Annotated in this window: 2 protein-coding genes; both read right to left on the bottom strand. The window is 77.1% G+C overall.

Translation table 11 applies throughout. The features are described 5' to 3' along the window. On the bottom strand, nt 1-2,217 hold a 2,217-nt coding region (locus tag A949_RS0131080), incomplete at its 3' end, for a type I polyketide synthase (protein ID WP_026005215.1). Then, on the bottom strand, nt 2,214-26,093 hold a 23,880-nt coding region (locus A949_RS37860), incomplete at its 5' end, for a non-ribosomal peptide synthetase (protein ID WP_019359971.1). The genes A949_RS0131080 and A949_RS37860, both read right to left, overlap by 4 nt.

Raw genomic sequence — 26,093 nt, 5'->3', positions numbered from 1 at the left:
GCGCGTGGGGGGGCACCGCACGCTGCCGGGGCCGTCGCAGGTGGCCGGGGCCGCGGCGGCCACCGGCGCGGCGGCCACGGGCGCCGCGGGGGCTGCCGGGGCGGTCCGGGGCTCGGCGGCCGGCCGCTGAGCGGGGCCCGGCTGCCCGGCGGGCTGCGGGCGGGTGGCCGGGACGGCGGCTCCCGCAGCCGAGCGGGGGGCCAGCCGGTCCCTGCCGTGGCGGTTGCGCGCGAACGGATAGCCGGGCAGCGAGATGCGCCGCCCGTCGGTGGCCGGCCAGGAGACCTCGGCGCCCCGGCACCAGGCCGCGGCCAGCTCCGCCGGGGTGCCGCCGGTCGCGCGGGGCGCCCCGCTGCGGGCCCGGCCCACGGCCGTGTCCGCGGTGGGGCGGTCCGCGGCCAGCGCCCGGAGCGCCGCCACCAGTTCGGGCACCGAACCGGCCACCACCACGGCCCGCTCGTCCAGCGCGGCGCGTCCCTGCTGGAGGGTCGCCGCCACATCGGCGAGCGTCGGCGGGGCCCACACCGGCTGCCGCTCGTCCGGCCGGGCGGCCGGGGCCAGTGAGGCGACGAGGCTGTCCACGGAAGGCGACTCGTAGAGCATGTCGACCGTCACCTGACGGCCGGTCTGCCGGGTGAGCAGGTTGCCCAGTTGGGCGAGCTGGTGGGGCTCGGCGCCGTGGCTCTCCAGACTCCGGTCGCCGCGCAGTCCGGCGGGGTCGATTCCCAGCAGGTCGGCGATGAGCCGGCGGAGGGTGTCCTGGCCGCTCTCCGCGCCTGTCGTGCAGACGCGTTCGAGGTGGTCGGCCAGTTCCCCGGCCAGTACGCCGAGCCGCTCGCGGTCGCGGGCCGAGAGCGGCACCGCCACCGGGCCCGGTGCGCGGTCCCCGGCCGCCGGACGCGGCGCGGGCTGGTACTCCTCCACCACCAGGTGCGCGTTGGTGCCGCTGTGGCCCATGGAGTTGACCGCCGCGAGCCGCGGTGCGCCCGGGACCGCGGGCCACGGCCTGCCGACGGCGTCGATGGTGATACCCGAACCGTCCAGCTTGATCATGGGGTTGAGGGTGCGGAAGGTGGGCATCCCGGGGAAACGCTCGTTGCGCATGCTCAGCAGCACCTTCACCAGGCCGATCGCGCCCGCGGCCGCGCCGGTGTGGCCGACGTTCGCCTTGGCGCTGCCGAGCACGCACCCGTCCGGGTTCGGCTGCTGCCTGCTGAACGCGCGGGCCAGCGCTCCGGCCTCCACCGGGTCGCCGAGCACGGTGCCGGTGCCGTGCGCCTCGACGTAGCCGACCCGGGAGGTGTCGATGCCGTGCCGCCGGTACACCGTCTCGACCAGCTTCTCCTGGGCCGGTCCGCTCGGCGCGGTGAGGCCGTTGCTGGCGCCGTCGTGGTTGACGCCGGTGGCGCGGATGACGCCGCGGATGTCGTCGCCGGCCGCTTCGGCGTCGGCGAGCCGCTTGAGCACCAGCACCGCCACCCCCTCGGCGAACACGGTGCCGTTGGCGGAGTTGTCGAAGGTGCGGCACTCACCGGACGGCGAGAGCACCCCCATGTCCGCGAGCAGGTTCAGCGAACTGTGGTCCAGGCCCACGTTGGCGCCGCCCGCCAGTGCGATCCCGCAGTCGCCGGCCAGCAGGCTGCGGCAGGCCATGTGGATCGCGACGACGGACGAGGAGCAGGCGGTGTTGACGATCAGCGCCGGGCCGTGCCAGTCGAGAAAGTAGGACAGCCGGGCCGCGACCAGCGCGTCGGAGGCGCCGGTGAACGACTCGTGCAGATACCCGGCGGGCTCGGCGCCCACGAACATCCCGGTGTCGGAGCCGTAGAGCGAGAACGGGTCGATGCCCGCGTCCTCGACGGCGTGCCACGCCTCCTGCAGCAGCAGCCGCTGGTGCAGGTTCATGGAATCGGCCTCGCGCGGATCGATCCCGAAGAACTCGGGGTCGAAGCAGTCCCGGTCGGCGAGCACACCGCCCCAGCGGTAGCCCCGGGCGCCCTCGCCGAGGATCTCGGCGGGCAGTTCGCCGACGCTCTTGCGCCCCGCGGCCAGGTTCTCCCAGAACGTGCGGACGTCGTCGGCGCCGGGGAACCTGCCCGCCATCCCGACCACCGCGATGTCCAGTGCGGAGGTCGGGGCGGGCGGCGGCTCCGCTGCGGCGGCCGGGCCGGCGGTGAGGTAGCGATCCACGACGGATCGGAACTCGGTACTCGTCATCGCTGCCCTCCGGAGGCGTTGTCGACAAGATCGGTGAGATGGTCGGTCAACCGGTCGATGGTGGTGTGGTCGTAGAGGAGTGCGGCGTCCAGTTCCAGGCCCAGCTCCTCGCCGAGCTCGGAGACGAAGGACATCCCGGTGATCGAGTCGACGCCGAGTTCCGCGAACGCGCGGCGGGACGACAGTTCCTCGGGCGGCACGCGCAGTGCCCGGGCGAGCCGCTGAGTGGTCAGCGACCTGATCCGGTCCCGGTCGGCCCCCTGCGCGGGGGGCGCCTGCTCCCGGCCCGACCCCTCGTCTGCGGCAGACGGCCCCCCGGGGGCGGCAGGCGACTCCGGCGGCGTCCGCGGAGGCAGGGGCTCGGGCGCGGTTGCGGGCTCCGGCACGGGCGCGATTGCGGGCTCCGGCACGGGTGCGGTTGCGGGTTCCGCGGATCGCGTGGCCTCCGCGGGCCAGGCCTCCGCGGGCCGGGGTGCCCCGGCCTGCGCGGATCCCGGTCCGCGCGCCGGTGCGGCGCCGCCGGGGCGCAGGCCGACGGTCTGGGTGGCGCCGCCCGAGGTCAGCAGCCGTAGGGCGGCGTCGAAGCAGGCCGCGCCCTCCTCGTCGCCGAGGAAGCCGACCCCGGGGTGCTCGGCGGCCGCCTCGCCGAACGAGGAGGCCCAGGCGCCCCAGTTGAGCACCCCGACCGGGAACGGCGCGGCCACGGCGATGGCCCGGGCGAACGCGTCGGCGAACGTGATGCCCGCCGCGTACGCCGGGTGGGTTCCGGCGCCGCCGAACGCGAAGGCCTGCGCCGAGGAGAAGAAGCACAGGAAGTCCAGCGGCTCGTCCACCAGCGCGCCCGCCACATGGACGGCGCCCCGGGCCTTCACCTCGTAGTGGTGGCGGAACTCGGCGTCGTCCAGCGCGGTCACCTCCCGGGCCTGCTCGGTGATGGTCGAAGCGCCCGCGAACACGACGCCGTGCAGGGCGCCCAGTGCCTCCTTGGCCTGGGCGACCGCGGACCGCACCTGCTCGGGGTCCGTCACATCGGCGCGCAGGTAGGCGGGGGCGCGGTCCCCGACGGTCGCGGCGTCCAGCGCCGCGCGGACCGCCGCGTCGTCGCCGGGCCTGCGGCCCACCCAGGCGACCCGGGCCCGGTAGTGCTCGTGCAGGTGCCGGGTGACGGCCTGACCGACCACTCCCGCACCGCCGATCACCAGATAGGCACCGCCCGTCCGCAGGCCGGACTCGCCACCGGGCGGCTCGACCTCGTCGAACCGCTGCCGGTAGCGCCTGCCCGCGCGCAGCAGGGTCAGTTCGCCCGCCGGGCTGGCCGGCTCGGCGATCAGCGCAGCCGCCAGCGCCGGCAGATCGGTCTCCCGTGCGGAGACGTCCACGTTGCGCACCGCGTACCGGCTGCGCTGCTGGGCCAGGAAGTAGGCGAGCCCGGTCAGTCCGGCGCCGGTGGCGTTGGCGGCGCGGCCGTCGGTGCCGTGGGTGTCGTGGGTGGTGAGGTGGCAGTCGATCCGCTCGCCGCCGTTCCGTTCGGACAGGGCGCGCAGCAGCCGCAGGGCGAGGAGTTGGACGTCCGCGTCCACCCGGGCGTGCGGGTCCTCGGCACCGACGAGGAGGTGCACCCGGTCCACCGGGCCGACGTCGGCGAGGACCGTGCGGAAGGCATCGGGGTCGCCGGGCGAGACGGTGCGCAGCGCCCCCGCGCCCACCGTGCCGGCGCCCGTCGTCACCGGAACAACGGTGGCCCCGGCTGCGCGGTGGTGGGCGCCGACGGCCTCGGCCAGGGCACCGGCCCCGGACTCGACGACCAGTACCCGCCCCCCGGCGGCGGCCGGTTCGGGCGCCGGTGAGCGGACTTCCCAGCTCGGCACCCGCAGCATCCCCCGGGAGGGTGCGGTGAGCGCGTCCGCCGCGCCGTCCGCGTCCTGCCCCTGCCCCTGCCCCTGCCCCTGTTGTTCGTGTCCCTGTTGTTCGTGTTGTTCGTGTTGTTCCGGTCCACGTTCCGGCTCCTGCGGCTGCCCAGCGGAGCCGGGGGCGGCCTCCGCCGGGGAAGCCGCGTTCCCGGCGGGCGCGGCGGAGTGGTCGGTGAACCAGTAGCGGTCCTGCGCGAAGGGGTAGCCGGGCAGGCTGACCCGGCGGCCGCGGGCGGCGCCCGGCCGGTCCGTCCAGTCGACGGCGGCACCCTCCACCCACCGTTCGGCCGACGGGCGCAGCGCCGCTTCCGTGCCGTGCACCCGCACCCGGTCGTCGGCGAGGAAGTCGCCGAGGGCCCGGACGAGTCCGGCCAGGTCGGGAACGGCGAACGCGGCCCGCTCGGCCAGCTCCACCCGGCCGTGCCGGAGGGTGTGGGCCACGTCGGCGAGCGCGAGGTCCCCGGCGCCCGCCGGCACCAGGGCGGCGGCCTCGGCGACGGTGTGCCCGGCGGTGAGCCGGGGCGGCCGGCCCGAGGGCAGCAGCTCGGCCAGCGACCGGGCGACCTGGGTGACCTCGGCGGCCGTGATGCCGTACTCGTGCCACGGCTGCCGGGGGTCGAGATCGGCCGGGTCGGTGCCCAGCACCCGGGCGAGCCGGGCCGTGACCTCGCGGACCGGGTCGGCGGCGCCGCCGCGCAGCCGGTCCAGCAGCCGCGCGGCGACCGCCCGCAGTGCCGGCACGGTGCGGGCCGACAGCGGCACCACCACGGGCCCCGGGGCCGCGGTGGCCGCCGCGGCCTCCCGCGGGCCGGTGTACTCCTCCAGCACCACGTGCGCGTTGGCGCCGGTCGCGCCGAACGAGCTGACCCCGGCGCGGCGCGGCCCGCCGTCGGGCACCGTCCACTCCTCGGCCGCGTACTGGATGCGGAACGGGGAACTGTCCAGCTCCAGCAGCGGATTGGCCGGGTCGGCGTGCAGGGTCGGTGCCAGCGTGCGGTGGTGGAGTTGCAGCACCGCCTTGGTGAGCCCGGAGATGCCCGCCGCACCCTCCGCGTGACCGATGTTGGACTTCACCGAACCCAGCGCGCACGACTCGGGCTTCGCCGCGTCCCCGAAGGCGGTCGCCAGGGCGCGCAGTTCGATCGGGTCGCCGAGCGAGGTGCCGGTGCCGTGGGCCTCCAGCACCCCGATGGTGGCCGGGTCGGTCGCCGCGTCCGCCAGCGCCTCGGTGAGCACCGCGGCCTGCGCGGGCGGGCTGGGCACGCTGAACCCGCCCGCGGCGCCGCCGTGGTTGACGGCGCTGCCGCGGACGAGTGCGTAGATGTGGTCGCCGTCGCGTTCGGCCGCCGAGAGCGGTTTGAGGACGACGGCGCCCACTCCCTCGGCGGACACGTAGCCGTCGCCCCCCTCGCCGAAGGAGCGGCAGCGGCCGTCGGTGGAGTGCATGTTGACCAGCCCGTAGCCGACGTACTTGGCCGGGTGCAGGGACAGGTTCACACCGCCGGCCACCGCCACCGCGCACTCGCCGTCCCGCAGGCTGCGCACGGCCAGGTGCACGGCGGTCAGCGAGGAGGAGCACAGGGTGTCCACGGCGACGCTGGGGCCGTGGAAGTCGCAGAAGAACGACACCCGGTTGGCGATCTGGCCCTGGCTCAGCCCCAGCGGCACCGGGTCGCCGCCGCGCGCGGCGTGCTCGACGCCCAGCAGCGGATAGTCCTTGTGCATCACCCCGGCGAACACCCCGCCGCGGCGCCGGCCGCCCGGACCGGCCGGCGGGCACAGCGACTGCGGGGTGTGCCCGGCGTCCTCGATCGCCGCCCAGCAGGTCTGCAGGAACAGCCGCTCCTGCGGGTCCAGCACGGCGGCCTCGGCCGCGGAGATGCGGAACAGCGCCGCGTCGAAGGCGTCCACGTCCTCCAGGAAGCCGCCCCAGGAGGAGAGCGGACGGCCGGAGGCGCTGCGCAGGTGGGCGAAGTCGCGGTGGTCCCAGCGGTCGCCCGGCACCTCGACGACGCTGTCCACGCCGCCGAGCAGGTTGGTCCAGAACCCGTCCAGGTCGGCCGCGCCGGGGTAGCGCCCCGCCATGCCGATCACGGCGACCGGCTCGGCCCGGTCCGGCCCGGCGGGTACGGCGGCGGACCCGGCGGGCGCCCCGGACTGCCGCGGAACGGCGGCGGCCCGCACCGGCTCGGGTGCCGGACCCACCGGTGTGCCGGTCGACTCCACGCGGCGCCGGTCCAGGGCGGGCCGGGGCAGCGGGGTGCGGCTGCCGCGGTCCCCGGTCCAGGCGGCCATGACCACGTGCGCGTTGGTGCCGCCGTCGCCGAAGCTGTTCAGCGCGGCGACCCGCGGCCCCGGCCACGGCGCCTGTTCGCGGTCGAAGCGGAACGGCGAGGCGGCGAGGTCGAAGTGCTCCGGGGGCTGCTGCCCGCTCAGGTACGGCACCCGCCGCCCGCGCTCCAGCATCAGCGCCACCTTGATGAATCCGGCGATGCCCTCGGCGCACTGGGGGTGGCCGATGTTGGGCTTGACCGAGCCCAGCGCGCACTCGGCCGCGGATCCGGAGCGGTACACCTCCCGGACGGCCTTGAGTTCGATCAGGTCGGTCACCGGCGAGCCGGAGGCGTTGGCCTCCAGGTAGCCGATCTCCTCGGGGCGGTGGCCGCTGGCGGCCAGGGCGCGGGAGAGGACCTGCTGCTGGGTCGCCAGGTTCGGGGTGGCCGGACCGGCGGTGCGGCCGTCGTTGTTGACGGCGATCCCCTTGACGACGGCCATGATCCGGTCGCCGTCCGCGCGGGCCGCGGCCAGCGGCTTGACCACCACGACGCCCGCGCCCTCGGCGGGGACGAACCCTCCGGCGCGCCGGTCGAAGGCGTGGAACTCCGGTTCGGCGGTGAGCAGTCCGCGCTGCTCGAACACCTGGTGTGCGGCGGCCCCTTCGATGAGCGTGACGCCGCCGACCACCGCCGCCTCGGCCTCCCCGGCACGCAGCGCCTGCGCGGCCAGGTTGAGCGCCACCAGCGCCGACGAGCACGCGGTGTCGACGACCACGCTGGGCCCGCGCAGGTCGAAGTGGCGGGAGATGTTGGCGGCCAGGTAGTTCTGCCCCAGCACCACCGGGTTCCGGCTGGCCAGCACCGTCTCGCGGGCGGGCAGCCGCGCGGTGCGGCCGCCGATGTAGACGCCGATCTCCCGGCCCCTGAGCTCCTCGGCGCGGTATCCGGCCGCGCACCAGGCGAACAGCGTCTCCTCCAGGAGCAGCAGGGACTGCGGGTCCATCGCCGCGGCGTCCGCGTCCCCGATGCGGAAGTACCCGGGGTCCAGTTCGCGGTCGGCGTCGGCCAGCAGTCCCGCGTGGAAGCCGCCGCCCTCGCCGGGCCAGCGGTTCCCGGGCACCCGCGCGATGGCCGACCGGCCCTCGGCCAGCAGCCGCCAGTACGCCTCCGGGTCGGAGGCGCCGGGGAACCGGCAGGACAGTCCGATCACGGCCAGGTCGCCGTCCCGTACCCCGTCCTCGGCGGCCGGGTCGCGGGGCGTGTCCGGGCGCTCGGCGGCCACCGGGATTCCGCTCCCCGGCCCGACGGCCCGCGGTCCGCCGTCCGGGACGGGGTCCTGGGCCCCGCCGCCCGGCTCGGGGGCGGGGGCGGGAGCTGTCGCGGCGGTCGCCTCCGGCGCCGCGGTCGCCTCCGGCGCGACGGATCCGAACGCGGTGCGTGCGGTCTGTGGGTGGTGCTCCGTCAGCCAGGTGGCGAACTCGTTCGCGGTCGGGTGCTCGATCAGCACGGAGGGGTCCAGTTCGACGCCGAGCCGCGTGGAGGCGGTGCGGGTCAGCTCGACCAGCGTGATCGAGTCCGTGCCGTAGTCGTGGACGGGCGTGTCGGGGTCGAGCCGGTCGCGGTCGAACTCCAGCTGCTCGGCGATCAGATCGAGCAGCCAGCCGGCGGCGGACCGGTCGGGGCCGCCCGGCTGCCCGGCCTCCGCGGTGCGGGCGGTCGCGGACGCCGGGTGCGGTGCGGCCGCGGCCGGCACCGTCGGCGGCGTCGGCGCTCCGGCGGACCCGGCCCTCCCGGGGGACCCGGCGCCGGTGCCGGGCTCCTTCCCGGGCACCGTGCCCAGCCGGCCGAGCGGGCGGTCGTCGGCGGGGACCACGGGCAGCACCACGGGTCCCGTACCCCCGGAGACCACCAGGTCGAGCACCCGCAGACCGTCCTGCGCGGGCAGCGGTGCCAGTCCGGCGGCCCGGTAGGCGGGCCCGGTGCCCGCCGCGCCCATGCCGATCCCGTCCCAGCTGGGCCACTGCACGCTGACCACCGGCACCGCCGCGCCCCTCCGGGCGAGGTCGTCGAGGTGGGTGTTGGCCATGGCGTAGTCGCTCTGGCCCACGGCCAGAGCGGGCAGCGCGGAGGCCACCGAGGAGAACAGCACGACGAACCGCACCGGCTGCCCGGCGACCGCGCCCAGCACCGCCTCGGCGCCCTCGGCCTTGGGCGCCAGCACCCGGCGGGCGCTCGCCGGGGTCTTGCGGGCGAAGGAGAGGGTGTCCTCGTCCACGGTGCCCGCGGCGTGCAGCACACCGCCGACCGGGCCGCTCTCGCGCAGCAGCGCCGTCAGCGCCGCCTCGGCGCCCGGTTCGCCCAGCGCCACGGCGGCGGTCCGGATCCGGGCACCGGTCGCGGCGAGATCGAGCAGCCCGCGCAGCTTGCGGCCGAGCGCGTCGTCCTGCCGGGCCCGCTCGGCCCACCGGGCCCGGTCCGGGAGTTCCTCGCGGCCGACCAGCAGCAGGTCGCGCACGCCCCAGGCGGTCACCGCGTGCCGGGCGGCGGCCAGGCCCACGCCCCGGGTGCCGCCGGTCACCAGCAGCACCTCGTCCCGGCCGAAGACCGGTGTCGCCGGAGTACCGGGCGCCGGGTGCTCGCGCAGCACCGGCGCCTGCCGGTCGCCGTCGCGGTACCGCACCCGGCCCGGCCCGTCCGCCGCCGGCAGTTCGGCCAGCACGCGGGCGGCCGCTGCCGCGTCCGGTTCGGCCGGGTCGAGTTCGAGGTGGGTGGCGCGCAGCCGGCGCAGCTCGTGCCCGAGCATTCCGTACAGTCCGGCCACCCGGGAGGCGTGCGGACCGGACCTGCCGGGACCGCGGGTGACGCCGAGCACGCGGCGCGCACCGGCGCAGGCGCGCTGCAGCCACGGCAGCCAGGTCTCCAGGTGGTCGCCGGGGTCGCCGTCCGGGGAGCATCCGGTCAGGTCGACGACGGTGTCCGCCGCGGGCCCGGCCCCGGCGAGCCCGGTCACCTCCGGCGCGGTCACGTCCAGCACGGTGGCGCCGGGCAGTTCCCGCAGCAGACGGTCGGCCAGCGCCGCGCTGCCGGGAGCGGTCAGTACGGCGATCCGGCCCGCATCGGCGGCGGCCGGGCCGGGCGCCGGCAGGGGTGCGGGCTGCCAGTCCTCGGCCAGCAGCCGCACCGGGGAGTCCTCGGCCGCTCCCGCCGTCGCCACGACGACCTCGGCGAACGCCTCGTCGCGTGCCGTGGGCCGGGCGACGGCGCCGAACCCGTGCTCGTGCAGCAGCCGCTGCCAGCCGTCCGCCGTCAGCAGCGGCGCGCCGGGGATGCGCAGTTCCTCGTCGTGGTATAGCCACCATCCGTCGAGGAGTCCGAAGGTCAGGGTGAGCAGCGCGGACTTGCGGGTCACCTCGTTGATCACCAGCAGTCCGCCGGGCCGCAGCGCGCCGGCCAGGTTGGCGGCGACGGTGCGCAGATCGCCCGTGGCGTGCAGCACGTTCGAGGCGACGACGACGTCGAACCTGCCGCCGGCCAGCTTCTCGTCGGCGCCCGGCTCCTCCACGTTCCAGCGGCCGTAGCGCAGATAGTCGCGGCCGGGGCCGAACCGGTCCTCGGCCTTGCTCAGGAACGCGGGTGACAGGTCGGTGAACCAGTACTCGGCCGGTCCGCCGACGGCGTCCAGTGCGGGCAGCACGACCGCGGTGGTCCCGCCCGTCCCGGCACCGATCTCGGCGATCCGCACCGGGTCGGCGCTGTTCCGGACGAACGCGGCGACGGTCTCGGCGACGGTCCGGTTCAGCCCGTCGGCGATGGCGTTGCCCTGATAGGCGGCCGTCATCCGGTCCAGCGACCCGCCGGGGAAGAGGATCTCGGTGACCGGCCGGACTCCGGTGAGGACGGCGGGCAGTTCGGCGACGCAGTCCTCGACGAGCGCGAGCTGCGCCTGCCAGTACGGGTCGGCTGCCAGCCGGGACCGCAGCCGGGCCCACTCCGGATCGGCCGCCGGGTCGGCGGCGCGGCGGCCTGCCTCCCGCAGGGCGACCGGGTCGGCGTCGTCGGTGAACCCCGCGGCCGCCAGCAGCCGCAGCGCCTCCTCCAGCCACCGGTGGTACTTGTCCACGACCGCGTACCGGGCGGCGAGCCCGGCCCGGGGCTCGGGCCCGTCCGCGAACAGGCCGAGTTCCCGCAGCCGCACCAGCACTTCGCGGGCCACCCACCGGTCGGCGTCGTCGGGCGTCAGCCCGTCCGCCCAGTCGGGGGCCGTGGTGCCGGACGCGGTCGGTGCGGCGGCGGAGTGCGCCACCGGTACGCCGGCCGCTTCCGCGGCGGAGGTGCGGGGGGCTGCCCCGTCGAACACGTGCGGGTAGCGGGGCGCGAGGTGCGCCGCGAGGGCGCGGACGGTCGTGTACTCGAACAGCAGCGTCGGCGACTGGCTCTCGCCGACGAGTTCTCCCACGGCGGCGACGAGTTCGAGGACCTGTGCCGACTCGATGCCGAGGTCGAAGTATCCGGACCGCACGTCCAGGGACTCGGGCTCGCGGTCCAGCCGGGCCGCGAACACCCCGCGCAGCAGCGCCTCGTCGGCGCTCACGGACGCGGGCGTCTCCGGTGCGGCGCCGGACGCGGGGCGCCGGTCCGCACGGTCGACCAGCTTGCTGGACAGCCCGCTGATCTCGGCCACCTGGCGGCCGAGCGCGTCGTAGAGCTGCACGTCGAGGGTGACCAGCTCCGGACCGCGGCGCACGGCGGCGGTGTCGATCCGGGCGAAGCAGCGCGCGGGCAGCGGTCCGGCGGCGCGGAACGCGGCCACGTGCACCGGCAGATAGGGTCCGGGCCCGTCGGTCATCAGCAGGCCCGGCGCCACGGCGCTCGCCAGCAGCAGCGCCGGGTCGAAGTCGGGGACCCGGTCCCGTCCCGCCACCCGGGGCGCGACGAGTTCGGCGACCAGCCCGTCCGGGCACTCCCAGACCTCGCCCTCGGCGCGCGCGGCACCGGTGTAGACCTGGCCCGCTCCCTCGTCGGCGGCGTAGACCTCGGCCAGCGGCAGCCGCCGGGTCGCCGACGCCCGCGCCGCCGGCACGTCGAGCGTCCCGGTGAGCGCGGCCGGCTCCGCGGCCAGTTCGGCCGTGGCGTAGCTGCCGGTGGCGTCGGCGACGGTGACGCTCCAGCGGCGGCCGTCTCCCTGGGGGACGCCCTCGACGGTCAGCCGCACCGGGCGGGCGTCGGTGACCTCCAGCGGGCGCAGGGCCGTCAGATCGGACATCCGCAGGGTGCCGGCGGGGTGTCCGTGCGCGGCGAACACCTCGTGGACGAGGTCCACGTATCCGAGCGCGGGCATCAGCGCCCGGCCGTCCACGCGGTGCCCGGCGATGTGGGGCGTGTCCGTGGTCAGCACGGTCTCGCCGCGCAGCACCCCGCCGGACACCTCGTGCTCCTCGGCGGGGTTCCGCGCGGTCCCGCCGGAGGCGGACCCGGGCGCGGGCGGCGCGGCGTCCGCCGGCACCACCGGGGCCGGTCCGGCCGCGGTGTCCGCCGTCCCGGGTTCCGCGGACCCGGCGGTCGCGGGTCCGGCGGTGCGGCGCGGGCCCGCCAGGTCCTCGGCGGCCTCCGGCAGCCAGCAGCGGTCCCGCTCGAACGGGTAGCCCGGCAGCGGGACCGGGGCGGGCGGACGGGCGCCCCAGCCGGCCCGCCAGTCCACCGCGGCGCCGTGCACCCAGGCGGCGGGGTCGGTCCCGGCCGCGCGCTTGCGGTCCGCCACACCCGCCGGCAGCGGGTGCGAGCCGTCGAGGTGGCCGCGCAGGGCCCGCGCCAGCGCGGCGGTGTCGGTGAACTCGGCGGTGAGCCGGTGCGGCAGGTGCTCCCGGCCGGCCTGCAGCGTGTAGGCCAGCGCCGCCGGGTCGGTGTCGCGGCCGGCCCCGTCGAGGAAGTCGGCCAGCCTGCGCGCGGACTCGGTGAGCCGCTCCGCGCTCCGGGCCGAGAGCACCGCCCGGTACGGCGGGCGCTGCTCGGGTGCGGGGCGCTCGGCCGGCAGGTACTCCTGGAGCACGAGGTGGGCGTTGCTGCCGCCGGCGCCGAACGCGCTGACACCGGCGAGCCGGGGCAGATCCCGGCCGTCCGGGCCGGTGCGCGCGGGCCAGGGGGCGGGCTCGCGCTGCACCCGGAAGGGGGTGCCCGCGAAGTCGATGTCGGGGTTCGGCGGGTCGGAGTGCAGCGAGGGCACCAGGGTGCGGTGCCGGAGCTGGAGCAGCACCTTGGTCACGGCGGCGATACCCGCGGCCGACTCGGCGTGCCCGATGTTGGACTTGACCGAGCCGATCGGGACGGTACGCGCCGCGGGGTCGTCCGCGAAGGCCCGGGACAGCCCGTTGATCTCGATCGGGTCGCCGAGCGAGGTACCGGTGCCGTGCGCCTCCAGGTAGTCGAGTTCGGAGGGCCGCACCCCGGCCCTGGCCAGCGCCTCGGAGACGAGCGTGCCCTGCGCCCGCGGGTTGGGCACGCTGTAGCCCTTGCTCGCGCCGCCGTGGTTGACCGCCGAGCCGCGGACGACGGCCAGGATCCGGTCCCCGTCGGCCTCCGCCGCGGACAGCCGCTTGAGCAGCACGGCACCGGCGCCGTCGGCCGGGACGAAGCCGTCGCCGCCGTCGCCGAAGCTGCGGCACGCGCCGGAGGGCGCCAGGAAGCCGCTGCGGGACAGCTGGAGGTATTTCACCGGGTGGCTGGTGATGTTGACCCCGCCCGCGATGGCGACGTCGCAGTCCCCGGTGCGGATGGCCTGGCAGCCCAGGTGGATGGAGGCGAGCGACGACGAGCACATGGTGTCCACCGCGATGCTCGGCCCGTCGAGTCCGTAGAAGTAGGAGACCCGGTTGGCCACCGCGGCGTACGAGGAGGAGGTGGCGGCTCCTCCTCGGTGCAGCGCCGCGTCCACGCCGTAGAGCTGGTAGTGGCCGTACATCATGCCGACGAACACGCCGGTGCGGACGGCCGCCAGGTCGGCGCGGGTGCGGCCGGCGTCCTCCAGCAGGTGCCAGACGGTCTCCAGGAAGATCCGCTCCTGCGGGTCCAGATGCCGGGCCTCGACCGGCGACATCCGGAAGAACATCGGGTCGAACTTGTCGATGTCGCGCAGGAATCCGCCGGTGCGGGTCGCGGTGCGGCCCGGTGTACCGGGCTCGGGGTCGTACCAGCGGTCGTGGTCCCAGCGGTCGGCGGGCACCTCCTCGACGCAGTCGCGGCCGGCGCGCAGGTTCTCCCAGAACTCCCACAGGTCCTCGGCCTGCGGATAGCGCCCGGCGACCCCGATGATCGCGATGTCCTCGTCCGCGCGCGCGGCGGGGTCGGCGGCGGCTGCGGGCGGGGGTACGGGTGCGGCGGGATCCGCCGTACCGGTGGGCGTGTTCGGCGCCTCGGCGACCGCCGGGGTCCCGGGGGCGGCCGCGGTCGCGGGGGGCTCGGACCGTGTGGTGACCGCGGCGGGCTCGGACGGTGCCGCGGCCGCGGGGGCCTGCGCTACCCCGTCGTCGCCGAGCGCCGCGGCCAGCGCGCCCGCGTGCTCCGCGGCGAAGTGGTCGGCCAGTTCGCCCAGGGTGACGTACTCGAAGAACAGCGTCTTGGACAGCGGCCCGAAGTGTTCCTCCAGGGCGGTGGTGGCGCTCATCACGATCAGCGAGTCGACCCCGTAGCTGTCGAAGTCCTCCTCCGGATCGATGTCGTCCGCGGGCATCCGCAGCTGCTCGGCCAGCAGCCCGGCGAGGAACACGCGGGCCCGCGCCCGCAGCTCGCCGGACCCGGCCGCGGACTCCGCCGCCCCGGTCGTCGCCGTCTCCGCGGAGACGGCACGGTCCGCCGAGGGGGCGTGCGCCGCGGGAACCTCGCGCTCCGCCCCGAAGTGCGGCGCCGCGGTGCCGCCGAGGGCGGTGGCGATCCGGTCGGCGTCGCCGGGCGCCAGCAGGACCGACGGCGCCGCACCGGCCAGGGCCCGCTCCAGGGCCGCCATCGCGGGTCCGGTGCGGACGGGGCGCATGCCGAACCGGTCGGCCATCGCGCTGATGACGGCGGGCTCGGCAGCCGCTCCGCCGTCGGTCCACAGCGGCCACTGCACCGACAGGCTCGCTCCGGACCGCTCACCGGCCGCCGCACGTGCGGCGCGGCGGGCCGCGAGCCGGTCCAGGTAGCCGCTGGCGGTGGCGTGGTCGGCCTGGCCGACGTTGCCGAACGCGGCGGCGGTCGAGGAGTAGGCCAGGAAGTAGCGCAGCGGGTCGTGCCGGGTGGCCTGGTCCAGCCAGGCGGCGCCCAGCACCTTGGGCCGCAGCACGGCATCGGCCTCGGCGCGGCTCTTCCGCAGCAGGAAGGAGTCGTGCAGGGTGCCGGCCAGATGGGCGACGCCCACCAGCTCGCCCGCCTCGCGGGCCTGTTCGACCGCGCTGCGGACGCCGTCGCGGGTGGCGAGGTCGGCGCGGACGAACCGGACGTCGGCGCCGGTGCCGCGCAGCCGGTCCAGTACGGCGGCCTCGGGCGCGGTCCGGCCGGCCAGCAGCACGGTGGCGGCCGGGTCCCGTTCGGCCAGCCGGGCGGCGAAGGCCAGTCCGAGAGCACCGGTGCCGCCGGTGACCAGGTGGACGCCCGGACCGCCGGTGAGCACCCCGGGACCCTCCGGGAGTTCGACGTGCTCCCAGCCGGGGACCAACCGCGCCCCGGGCTCCACCAGGACCTCGGCGGGCCCGGCCTGGGTCAGCTCGGCGCTCAGCACGGCCGCGGGGTCCGGACCCGCGTGGCCGATGACGCGCATCGCCAGGTCCGGATGCTCCCAGCCCAGCGAGCGGGCGAAGCCGGCCATGGCGCCGTGGAGTTCGGGGTGGTCGGCGGCGCTGTCGTACAGGTACAGCCAGCGGGCGCTCCCCCGGCGTGCGGCGACCCAGGCCGCCGCCGTCTCCCTTGCCAGGTGGAAGCCGTCGTCCAGCGCGTCCTCCAGGTCGGCGCGGCCGGGCGGGGTCTGCACCAGGGTGAGCGGCGCGGTCGCGTGGGCCAGCCGTGCGACCAGTGCGGCGACGGGTTCGCCCGGACGGCGGGTGACCACCTCGGCCGGGGCCGCGGCGGCGGCGAGCCCGGCGGGGGCCTCGCCGAGGAAGACCACGGTGCCCGGGGCCGGCGCGGGCTCCACGGCGGCGGGCTTCCAGACGGGGACGAACGCGTGCGGCGCCTCGGCGGCCCCGTCCGGGGTCCGGCCACCACCGGAGACACGGTCGGCGCCGGAGACACGGTCGGCGCCGGAGGCACGGTCGGCGCCCGGGGTGCGGGCGCGCAGCGCGAAGCCGTCGACCCGGCACACCACCCGGCCGCCCTCGTCGGCCAGCGTCAGGTCGAACACCTGCACTCCGGCGGCCGAGCGCACCCGGACGGCGTGCACCAGGCAGCGGTCGGGCAGCGCGTCCAGCAGCTGTATCTCCTCCACGGAGAAGGGCAGATAGGGCACCGGGCGCCCGTCCTCGGCGCGGGCCGCGGCGGTGTCCACGATCCAGCCGACGACCTGGAGCGCGCCGTCCAGCAGTGCGGGCTCGAAGCGGTAGCCGGCGGTGTCGGTGCGCCGGGGCGCGGGCAGTTCCAGAGTGGCCAGCGCCTCGTCGGCGGAGTGCCGCACCTCCTGGACCGCGCGCAGGCTCGGCCCGTAGTCGAACCCGAGCGCCCCGACCCGGTCGTAGCACTCCTGACGGGTGCGCACGGTGTCGCAGCGGGCCCGCACGGCGGCCACGTCCAGCCCGGCCCGCGGTGCCGCCGGGGCACCGAAGCGCAGCACGCCGCCGGCGTGCCGCACCGTGCCGCGGTCCGCCGCGTCCTCGTTCCCGGCGCCGTTCCCGGCGCCGTTCCGGTCGGCGGTGGAGACGACCTCGAACGGGACCTCCGCTTCGTGCCCGGCGCTCTCCTCCAGCCGGACCCGCAGCCGCAGTCCGTCCGGCCCCGGGCGCACGGGGCTGCCCCACACCAGGCCGCCGACGGCGTGCACTCGCCCCCGGCCGGAGAGTTCGCCCGCCAGCCGGGCCAGCTCCAGGTGGACGACGCCGGGCAGCACGGGCTCTCCCCCGACCTGGTGGTCGGCGAGATAGAAGGCGTCCGGCAGCAGGTGCTTCTCGAAGGCCGGGCCGTCCGCGGTGGAGACCTCCGTGTCCAGCAGGGTCGGGTGCAGCGGTGCGGGACGCGGCGTCGCCGGCGCGGGAGCCGCGGCGGACGCCCAGTGCCGGACGCGCTCGAACGGATATGTGGGCAGCGGCACGCGCTGTCCCCCTTCCGCGCAGGTCAGATCGGCCGGGCCGGCTTCGACCCAGCGGCGGGCACGGTCGAGCAGGGTGCCGGCGGCGGGGTCCGAGGGTGCGGCCGGGACGGCTGCCGCCGCCCGCCTGCCGCGCTTGCGGGCGCGGCCCCGTACCAGTCCGGCTCGCTCCTCGCCGTCGGCGAGGGCCCGCAGCGTCCCGATCAGCTCCGCACGGTCCCCGGCCACGGCGACGGCACGCTCGGCCATCTCCTCGCGTCCGGTCAGCAGGGTGTGCGCGACGTCGAGGAGCCGCACGTGCGCGGCGTCGGGGCGCTCCAGGTACGCCGCGAGCGCGCGGGCCCGGCCGGCCAGCGCACCCGCGGTGCGCGCCGACAGCGGGAAGGCCAGCGGTGCGGCGGTCTCGGGTGCCGGTGCGTGGCGCCCGGCCGGTTCCTGGAGGACGAGATGCGCGTTGGCGCCGCCCACGCCGAACGAGCTGAGCCCGGCGATCCGCGGCCGCCCGGCCCGCCGCGGCCACGGTGTCGGTGCGTCGAGCACCCGGAACGGCCCGCCCTCCAGCTCCAGATACGGGTTGCGCTCCGTGTAGTGCAGGTTGCCGGGGAGCAGTTCGTGCCGCATGGCCAGCACGACCTTGAACAGCCCGGCCATGCCCGCCGCGGTCTCCAGGTGGCCGATGTTCGACTTGACGGAGCCGATGCCGCAGTACGGCTCGGCGGGCAGCTGTGCGCCGCGCCGCCGGGCGAGCTCCGCGAACGCCGCGCGCATGCCCGACACCTCGACGGGGTCGCCCAGTTCGGTGCCCGTGCCGTGCGCCTCCAGGTAGTCCACCTCGGCGGGGCCGACACCGGCGGCGGTGTAGGCGTCCACCAGCAGGGCGCTCTGTGCCTCGGTGTTGGGTGCGGTCAGCGACGAGCTGAGCCCGCCGTGGTTGGTCGCGATCCCCTTGAGCACGGCGTGCACGACGTCTCCGCGGCGCTCGGCCTCGGCGCGGTCGCGCAGCACGACCACGCCGACGCCCTCGCCGCGCACATAGCCGTCGGCGCCGCTGTCGAAGGTCTTGCAGCGGCCGTCCTCGCTGAGCATCCGGCCGTCGGCCATCGCGGGGTACACCTCGGGCGACAGCAGCAGGTTCACCCCGCCCGCGACGGCCAGGTCGCAGGCGCCGGTCCGCAGCGCGGCGGCCGCCTGCGCGACCGCGGTCAGCGAGGAGGAGCATGCCGTGTCGACCGCCACGCTGGGGCCGCGGAAGTCGAAGAAGTAGGAGACCCGGTTGGGCACCAGGGACTGGGCCACGCCGGTCCCCGCGTGTCCTTCGAGGTGCCGTCCGCCGTCCCGCTGGAGCTGCGCGTACTCCACGCCGGAGACGCCGATGAACACGCCGACCCGGGTTCCCGCGAGCGCGGAGGGCCGCAGTCCGGCGTCCTCCAGCGCGGTCCACACCGCCTCCAGCACCAGCCGCTGCTGCGGGTCCATCAGTTCGGCCTCGCGCGGTGAGATCCCGAAGAACGCCGCGTCGAACCGGTCGACGTCGTCGAGGTAGCCGCCCCAGCGGGCGGCCCGGCCGGTCCGCTCGCCGTGTGCGCGGCCCAGTGCGCGCCAGTCCCACCGCTCGGCGGGGGTCTCGCTGATCAGGTCGTCCCCGGCGGCCAGGTGCCGCCAGAACGCGTCCAGGTCGGGCGAGCCGGGCAGCCGCCCGGCCATGCCGATCACCGCGGTCTCCGCCGCGCGGGGCGTGTCCGGCACGGAGGCCGCGGAGGGCTCCGCCGGTCCCCGCGCGGGCTGTTCGGGTCCGGTCGCGGCGAAGACGTCGGGGTGGGTCTCCAGCAGGTGCGCGGCGGCGGCCCGCGGGGTGGGGTGCGTGAAGAACGCGGGCGGCGCCAGCTCCACCCCCCAGGTGCGCCGGATGCGGACGCTCAGCTCGGTCAGCCGCACCGAGTCCACGCCGAGCGCGCCGAACCGGTCGGTGACCTCCACCTCGTCGGCGGGGACGCCGAGCAGTTCGGCGACGAGGTCGGCGAGCCGCCCGGCGAGCGCCTCGACGGCTGCGGCCGGGGTGCCGTCGTCCGCCGGGGCGGAGGACGCCGGGGCGGCCGGTGCCGGGGCGGCCGGTGCCGCGGGGCCCTGCCGTGCCCGGGACGGGCGGGGCAGCGCGGCCAGCCGGCCGCGGTCGAGCTTGTCGTTGGCGGTTCTGGGCAGTTCGGCCAGTTCGATCAGTTCGTCCGGGACCATGTAGTCCGGCAACCGGATGCCCAGGTCCGCGCGTTCGGGGCGCGGCCCGCCGGGCGCCGGGGTGTAGAAGCAGCGCAGCACCGCGGCCCCCGCACCGGTCCGGGCCAGGACGACGGCCGCGTCGGCCACCCCCGGCAGCTCCCGCGCCGCCTGCTCGATCTCGCCGGGCTCGACGCGGTGGCCGCGGATCTTGAGCTGGGCGTCGATCCGCCCGAGGTACTCCAGCGTCCCGTCGGCGGTGCGCCGCACCAGGTCGCCGGTGCGGTAGAGCAGCGGCGCGGTCTCCGGATCGACCGGGTTGGCCACGAACCGCTCGGCCGTCAGCTCCGGCCGGCCCAGGTAGCCGGCTGCCAGACCGTCCCCGCCGATGTGCAGTTCGGCGGGGACTCCGGCGGGCACCGCACGCCCCGCGCCGTCCAGCAGCCGCAGGACGGTGTTGGCGACGGGGCGGCCCAGGGTGATCGGTTCGCCGTCCCGTACCCGGGCCACCGAGGACCAGATGGTGGTCTCGGTGGGTCCGTAGAGGTTCCACACCTCGGCGGTACGGGCCAGCAGCGCGCGGGCCGTCTCCCGGTCCAGCGCCTCGCCGCCGCAGAACGCGCGCAGCCCGTGGCCGCCGTTCCATCCCGCGGCCACCAGCATCCGCCAGGTCGCCGGGGTCGCCTGCATGACCGTCGCACCGCCGGCTTCCAGCGTCCGCCGCAGCGCGAGGCCGTCCCGGGTGACGGCCGACGGCGCGATCTCCACGCTGCCGCCGGTGACCAGCGGCAGGAAGAGTTCCAGCGCCGCGATGTCGAACGAGACGGTGGTGACGGCCAGGATCCGGTCGCGGTCGGTGAAGCCGGGCTCGTGCCGCATCGACCACAGCAGGTTGACCAGCGCCCGGTGCCCGACCCGCACCCCCTTGGGGCGCCCGGTGGAGCCGGAGGTGTAGATGACATACGCGTCGTCCTCGGGGCCGGGGCCCGCGTCGGGCGCCGCCGCCGCGGACGGGCCGGACGGATCGGTCCCGTCGGAGGGGGCGTCGTGCGGGTCGGAGTCGAGCCGCAGCACGGGCGCGTCGACGCCGCCGGCCGCCTCGCTCGTCCCCCGCTGGGCGACGACCAGCCGGACGGCAGCGTCGTCGGTCATGTGCCGCAGCCGCTCGGCCGGGTAGCCGGGGTCCAGGGGGACGTAGGCGGCGCCGGAGGCCAGCACGCCGAGCAGCGCGGCCACCAGGTCGGGGCCCCGGTCCAGGAGGACGGCGACGGTGTCGCCGCGCCGCACCCCGCGGGCGCGCAGCCGGGCCGCCAGCGCCGTCGCCCTGGTGTGCAGTTCGCGGTAGCCGATCTCTTCTCCCCGGCAGACCACGGCGGTCCGGTCGGGGTGCAGTGCGGCCTGCTCGGCGACCAGGTCGACGACCGTGCGTCCGCGCGGGTAGTCGCGGTGCGCGGCCCGCTGCTCGGCGGCGGCCAGCTCCCGCTCGGCGGTGGTGCGCGGGTCCAGGTCGGCGAGCGGGCGGCCGGGGTCGGCCAGGCACCCGGCCAGCAGGGTGCGGAACCGCTCGGCGAAGCCGTCCACCGTGGCCCGGTCGAAGAGCTGCGGGTCGTACTTGAGGGTCAGTCTGCAGTCCTCGGCCGACCGCACCACGTCCGCGGTCAGCTCGAACTCGCCCTCCTGGTGGACGCCGTCCACCAGCCCGCGCACGAGGGCGGGTCCGGAGCGCTCCGCGAGCCAGTTCTGGAAGTAGAACGCGGTGCTGACCAGCGGCCCCCCGTGGTCCTCGGCGATGCGGAGGAACGGGTGGTCGCCGTGCTCGACCGCGTCCAGCGCCTCGGCCCGCACCTGGCGCAGCAGGGTGCCGAAGGTGTCCCGGGGGCCGGGCTCCACGGTGACCGGGACGAGGTTCACGAAATAGCCGACGGTGCCCGCGAACCGGCCCTCGGGCCGGCCGGCGACCGGGGTGCCGACGGTGATCCGGCGCTGTTCGGCATGCCGGTCGAGCATGGCGATCCAGGCGGTGAACAGCACCGCGAACAGCGACACTCCCGCCTCGGCCGCATACCGCTCGGCGGCAGCGATCAGCTCCGCGTCCAGCCGGTGCTCGGTGCTGGCCCCGTCCAGGGAAGGGGCCTCCGTACGCGGCCGGTCGGTCGGCAGCCGGAGCAGTTCGGCTCCCGCCGTCCGCTCGCGCCAGAACTCGCGCAGCCGGTCGCCGCGCGGCCCGGCCAGCATGCGGCGCTGCCAGTCCGCGAAGTCGGCGTAGTCGGCGGCCGGTTGCGGCTGCGGCACGGGGCGGCCGTCGCGCAGGGCCAGATAGGCGTCGGTGAGCTCGTCGAGCAGGACGGCTATCGAGGTTCCGTCGAACACCGCGTGGTGCAGGGTGAGCAGCAGCGCGTGCCGCCCGTCGGGGACGGTGTGCACCTCGGCCCGCAGCAGCGGCCCCCCGGCCAGGTCGAACGGCTCGCGCACCCGGGCGCGCAGCCGCCGGGCCAGCGCGTCCGCCTCGGCGGCGGGTACCCGCTCGTGGCTGAAGGCGAACGCGGCCTCCGGGCGCACGATCTGCACCGGGGTGCCGTCCTCGTCCGCGAGGACCGTGCGCAGCGCGGGGTGCCGCGCCACCAGGATCTCCAGCGCCGCACGCAGGGTCGCGAGGTCGGTGTCCGCGTCCAGCCACACCGCCACCGGCAGGTTGTAGGCCGCGTTGCCGGGCGCGGTCTGCTCGATCACCCACAGCGCCCGCTGCCCCTCGGACACGGCGCGCCGCTCCTCGCCGCGGCGGGGCGCGGCCGCGGGAGCCGGTGCGGTGACGGACACGGCCGGCGGTTCCTGGTCCGGTGCCGGGGCGGACGCTGCGGGCGGGGCCGGTGCGGGAGCCGGCTCCGGGGGCGCAGCCGGCTCCGGGGGCGCGGCGCCGGACGACTCGGCGGAGGGGCCGGAGGGCGGGGCTGCGGAGGGCAGGACGCCCGCCTCGGACAGATGGGCCGCCAGCCGGCGCAGGGTGGTGTGCTCCAGGATGTCGACCAGCCGCACCTCGGCCCCGTAGGTCTCGGCGATCCCGGTGACGACCTGCATCCCGGTGAGGGAGTCGAACCCGTACTCGGCGAGCGGGCGGTCCGGGTCGATGTGCTCGTCCAGCTTGAGCCGGCCCTCCACCAGTGCCCGCAGACCGGCGGGCACCCCTTCGGTACGGGCGGCCGCGGGGTTGCTCCTGGGGCGGGCCGGAGCCGGTGTGGAGACCTGGCCGGTGCCCGCCTCGGCGACCAGCACGGTCTGTCCGAGATCCGGGTCGCCGGAGGCGGTGGCCACCTCGGCGAATCCGGCCTCGCGCAGCAGCCGGGTCCAGGTGGCGGGCTCGGCCAGCGGCGAGTCGGGGATCCGCACCCCGCTGTCGCGGAAGGACCACCAGCCGTCCAGCACGCCGCCGGCCACGGTCACCGAACCGCGGGGTTCGGTGAGTTCGTTGAGCACGAGCCACCCGCCGGGGCGCAGCAGCGAGCGCACCGAGCGCAGCGTCTCGGCCAGGTCGGGCGTGGCGTGCACGACGTTGGTCGCCACGACCACGTCGTGGCCGCCGGGCGTGAAGCCCTGCTGTGCGGCGTCGGCGCGCAGATCCAGCAGGCGGAAGCCCAGGTGCGGACGGTGCGCGCCGAACCGGGTGCGGCCGTGCTCCAGGAACCGCGGCGAGACGTCGGTGTAGACGTACTCGACCCGGGCGGCCTCGGCGTCCAGCGCGGGCAGCACCCGCTCGGTGGTCGCGCCGGTCCCGGCGCCCAGTTCGACGACGGACACCTTCTCGCCCGCCGCCAGGTGCGGCAGCCGGGCGCGCAGCCGCTCGGCGACCGCGTCCCGCACCAGGTCGTTGTAGTGGTCGGTGAGCGGGTTGCCCTGGTAGAAGCCGACCGCCAGGTCGAGCGAGGCGTCGGGGAAGAGGATCTCGGTCGCGTTGGCCCGGCCGCGCAGCACCTCGGGGTAGGCGGCGAGGAACCGCTGGACCGGCAGGATCGTGGAGGCGACCTCGGGGTGCTCGGCACGCAGCCGGTCGAGCGCGGCGTCGATCCCGGCGCTGTCCCAGGCGTCCGCCGTGGCGCCGAAGGCGGGCAGCGCCCGCACCGAGGAGCCCTCCTCGGCCAGATAGCCGGCCCGCACCAGCAGGGTGAGCAGCGCGTCGGTCTGCCGGGCGTGCGCGGGCACGATGCCGAGCCGCTCGACCAGTTCGGCGCGGGCGACCGGCTCGTCGGTGCCGAACGCGCCCATCCGGCGCAGCGCGACGACCAGACCGCGGGCGACGAGGGGTTCCAGCGTGGCGTAGGCGGCCCGCACCCGGTCGACACCGGCGCGGTTCCGCGGTGCGGCGTCCAGCAGTCCGCGGACGGCCGCGAGCCCGCCGTCCGCGGGCACCGGGACGCTCGGGACGCCGGTGCCGGACGGCGAGCCGGCGCCGGAGGTGCCGGCCGGGCGCGGGATTCCGCCCGGTGCCTCCGTACGGTCCGCGTGGCCCGCGACCGTCGCCGGACCGGCGCTGCCCGCGGCGGACACGCTGCCGGCCGGGCCCGCCGCTGCCGCGGAGTGCGCCGCGTCCGCGGCCTCCGCGGTGTCCGCCAGCGCGGCCAGCGCCGTCGGTTCCGCGCGGATCACCATGACCTGCGGCTCGGATCCGGCCAGTACGCCGGCGAGTTCCGCGAGGCCCTCCTCCGGCGCGAGTGCGCCGATGCCCAGCGCGCGGAAGATCGCGGGCAGCCCGTCCCGGGCTCCGGAGCCGACCGCGCCCCAGTAGCCCCAGTTGACGACCCGCACCGGGTAGCCGCGGGTGGCGTCCAGGTACCGGCCCAGCGCGTCCTGGCAGGCCGAGGCCGCGGTGTAGCCGCTGTTGCCGGAGCTGGAGCCGAACGACCCGGTGGAGGAGAACAGTACGAGGAAGTCGGGATCGGCGGCGGCGGCCGCCGCGTCGAGGGCGAGGGTGCCGTCGGCCTTGGCGGCGAGCGCGGAACGGAACTCCGCGCGGGTGAGTTCGGCCATCGGCCGGTCGTCGAAGGTCATCGCGAGGTGGAACACCCCGTGCACGGCACCGAACTGCTCCCTGGCCAGGGCGAACGCGTCGGCCACCGCCGCGGGATCGCAGACGTCGGCGCGCAACCGCACCACCTCGCCGCCGTGCCGGCGGGCCCGCTCCCGCTCCGCGTGGTGCTCGGGGCCGGGTCCGGTGCGGCTGAGCAGGACGACGGTGGCCCGGAACCGCTCGGTGAGGTGCCGGGTGAGCAGGGTGCCGATGCCGCCGGTCCCCCCGGCGAGCACGTACACCCCGCCCTCCCGGTAGGGCGGCGCGGCGGTGCCGGCGGCCGGGACCAGGGTGCGCGTGTACCGGTGCCCGGCACGCACCGCGACGGCCCGGCCCTTGGGGTGCGGGGGCTCCGCGAGGACCGCGGCGGCCCGGTCGGCGACCGGGTCGAGGCGGCCGACGTCCACGCACACCACCCGGGTGTCCGGGAACTCGGCGGAGGCGACCTGCGCCAGCCCGTGCAGCGCCGCCCCCATCGGGTTGTCGCCGGGGCCGCCGTCGACGGGGTGCACGTCCGAGGTGACGACCCGCAGCTCGCGGGCCCGCACCCGGGTCAGTACGTCGAACAGCGAGGCCGCGCCCCGCTCCAGGTCGGCGACGCCCGGGGGTTCCGTGCCGCCGCGCACCCCGCCGAGATGGATCACGGTCCCGGCCCGGTCCGGCAGCCGGGCGGGCAGCGGGTCCGGCTGGTCCAGCCACACGAGCCGGACGTCCCCGGCGGTCGACGCGAGGGCGGCGGCGAGGTCCCGCGCCGCTTCGGTGGCCAGCACCAGCACGGGCCCCTCGGGCGGCGCGGCGGCGGGCACCGGGCCGGCGGGCCGCCAGCGCGGCACGAACCGGCCGAGCCGATCGTGCTGTTCCTCGGCAGGCCCGTCGGCAGCGGGCGGCTCGGCTGCGGCAGCCGGGCCGGGTCCGGGGCGCACCGGCGCCGGGGGGAGGGCGGGTATCCAGCAGCGCTTGCGGGCGAACGGGTAGGTCGGCAGCGCGATCCGGCGGGGTGCCCGGCATCCCGCGGCGGGGCGGGGCAGCCGGCTCCAGTCCACGGTCGCTCCGCGGGCCCACAGCGCGCCCAGTGCGGACAGGTCGGCGTCCCGCAGCGCCCGTTCCACCTCGGCGTCGTCCCCGGCGCCCGGTCGGTCGCCGCCCGCGGGCCGCGGTCCGCTGCCCGCGTCCTGCGGGCCGTGCAGGGCCGCGGCCCGGTCGCCGGACCAGTGCGGGCAGGCGGGTTCCCGGCCGTCGGCGGCGGCGCGCAGCGCCCGGTGGAGCGCGCCGGTGTCGGCGACCAGGAGGGCCAGCCGGACGTCCATCGGGGCGCGGCCGGCCCGCAGGGTGTGGGCGATGTCGGCGAGTTCGGCCTCGGTGCGCGGCAGCTCGTCCGCCTGCCGCGCGGCCTGTGCGGCCAGTGCGGCGACGGTGCCGTCCGCGGGGGGCGCGGCGGGCAGCGGCAGCCGGTCGGCCAGCAGCCGGCGCAGCCGCGGCCATTCGGCCGCGGTCAGCCCCAGGTCGCGCAGTTCGGCGCCGGGGTCGATGTCCTCGGAGGCGACGCCGAGCACCTCGGCGACCGCGGCCGCGCAGGTGCGTTCGGCCGCGCCGTTGACGGGGTGCGGTTCGCCGTCGTCGAGGAAGTCCGCGAGCCGGCCGGCGGACTGCCGGAGCTGCTCGCCGGTGCGTGCGGAGACCACCACGAGCTGCGGGGCGCGGTCCGGGCGTTCGGCGGGCGGCGCCCCGGCCGCGGCGGCCGGCTCCGGCACGTACTCGGCCACGACGAGGTGCGCGTTGGCGCCGCCCCCGCCGAAGGAGCTGATCCCGGCCACCCGGGGCCGGGCGATGCCGCCGACGACGGGGGACGGCCACGGCTGCGCCTCGCGGGGGATGTGGAAGGGGGTGTCCCGCAGGTCGATCTCCGGGTTGAGCGGTTCGGCGTGCGGCGACGGCGCCAGGGTGCGGTGCCGGAACTGGAGCAGCACCTTGGTGAGCGCGGCGATGCCCGCGGCCGACTCCAGGTGGCCGATGGTGGACTTGACCGAGCCCAGCGCGCAGCTTCCAGCGGGCAGCCCGCCGAAGACCTCGCGCAGTCCGGCGATCTCCAGCGGGTCGCCGAGCGGGGTGCCGGTGCCGTGCGCCTCCAGGCAGCCGACCTCGGCCGGGTCCACCCC

The organism is Streptomyces sp. AA1529, from assembly GCF_000280905.1.
Classification (GTDB): domain Bacteria; phylum Actinomycetota; class Actinomycetes; order Streptomycetales; family Streptomycetaceae; genus Streptomyces.
This window is presented reverse-complemented; position numbering and strand designations above follow the sequence as displayed.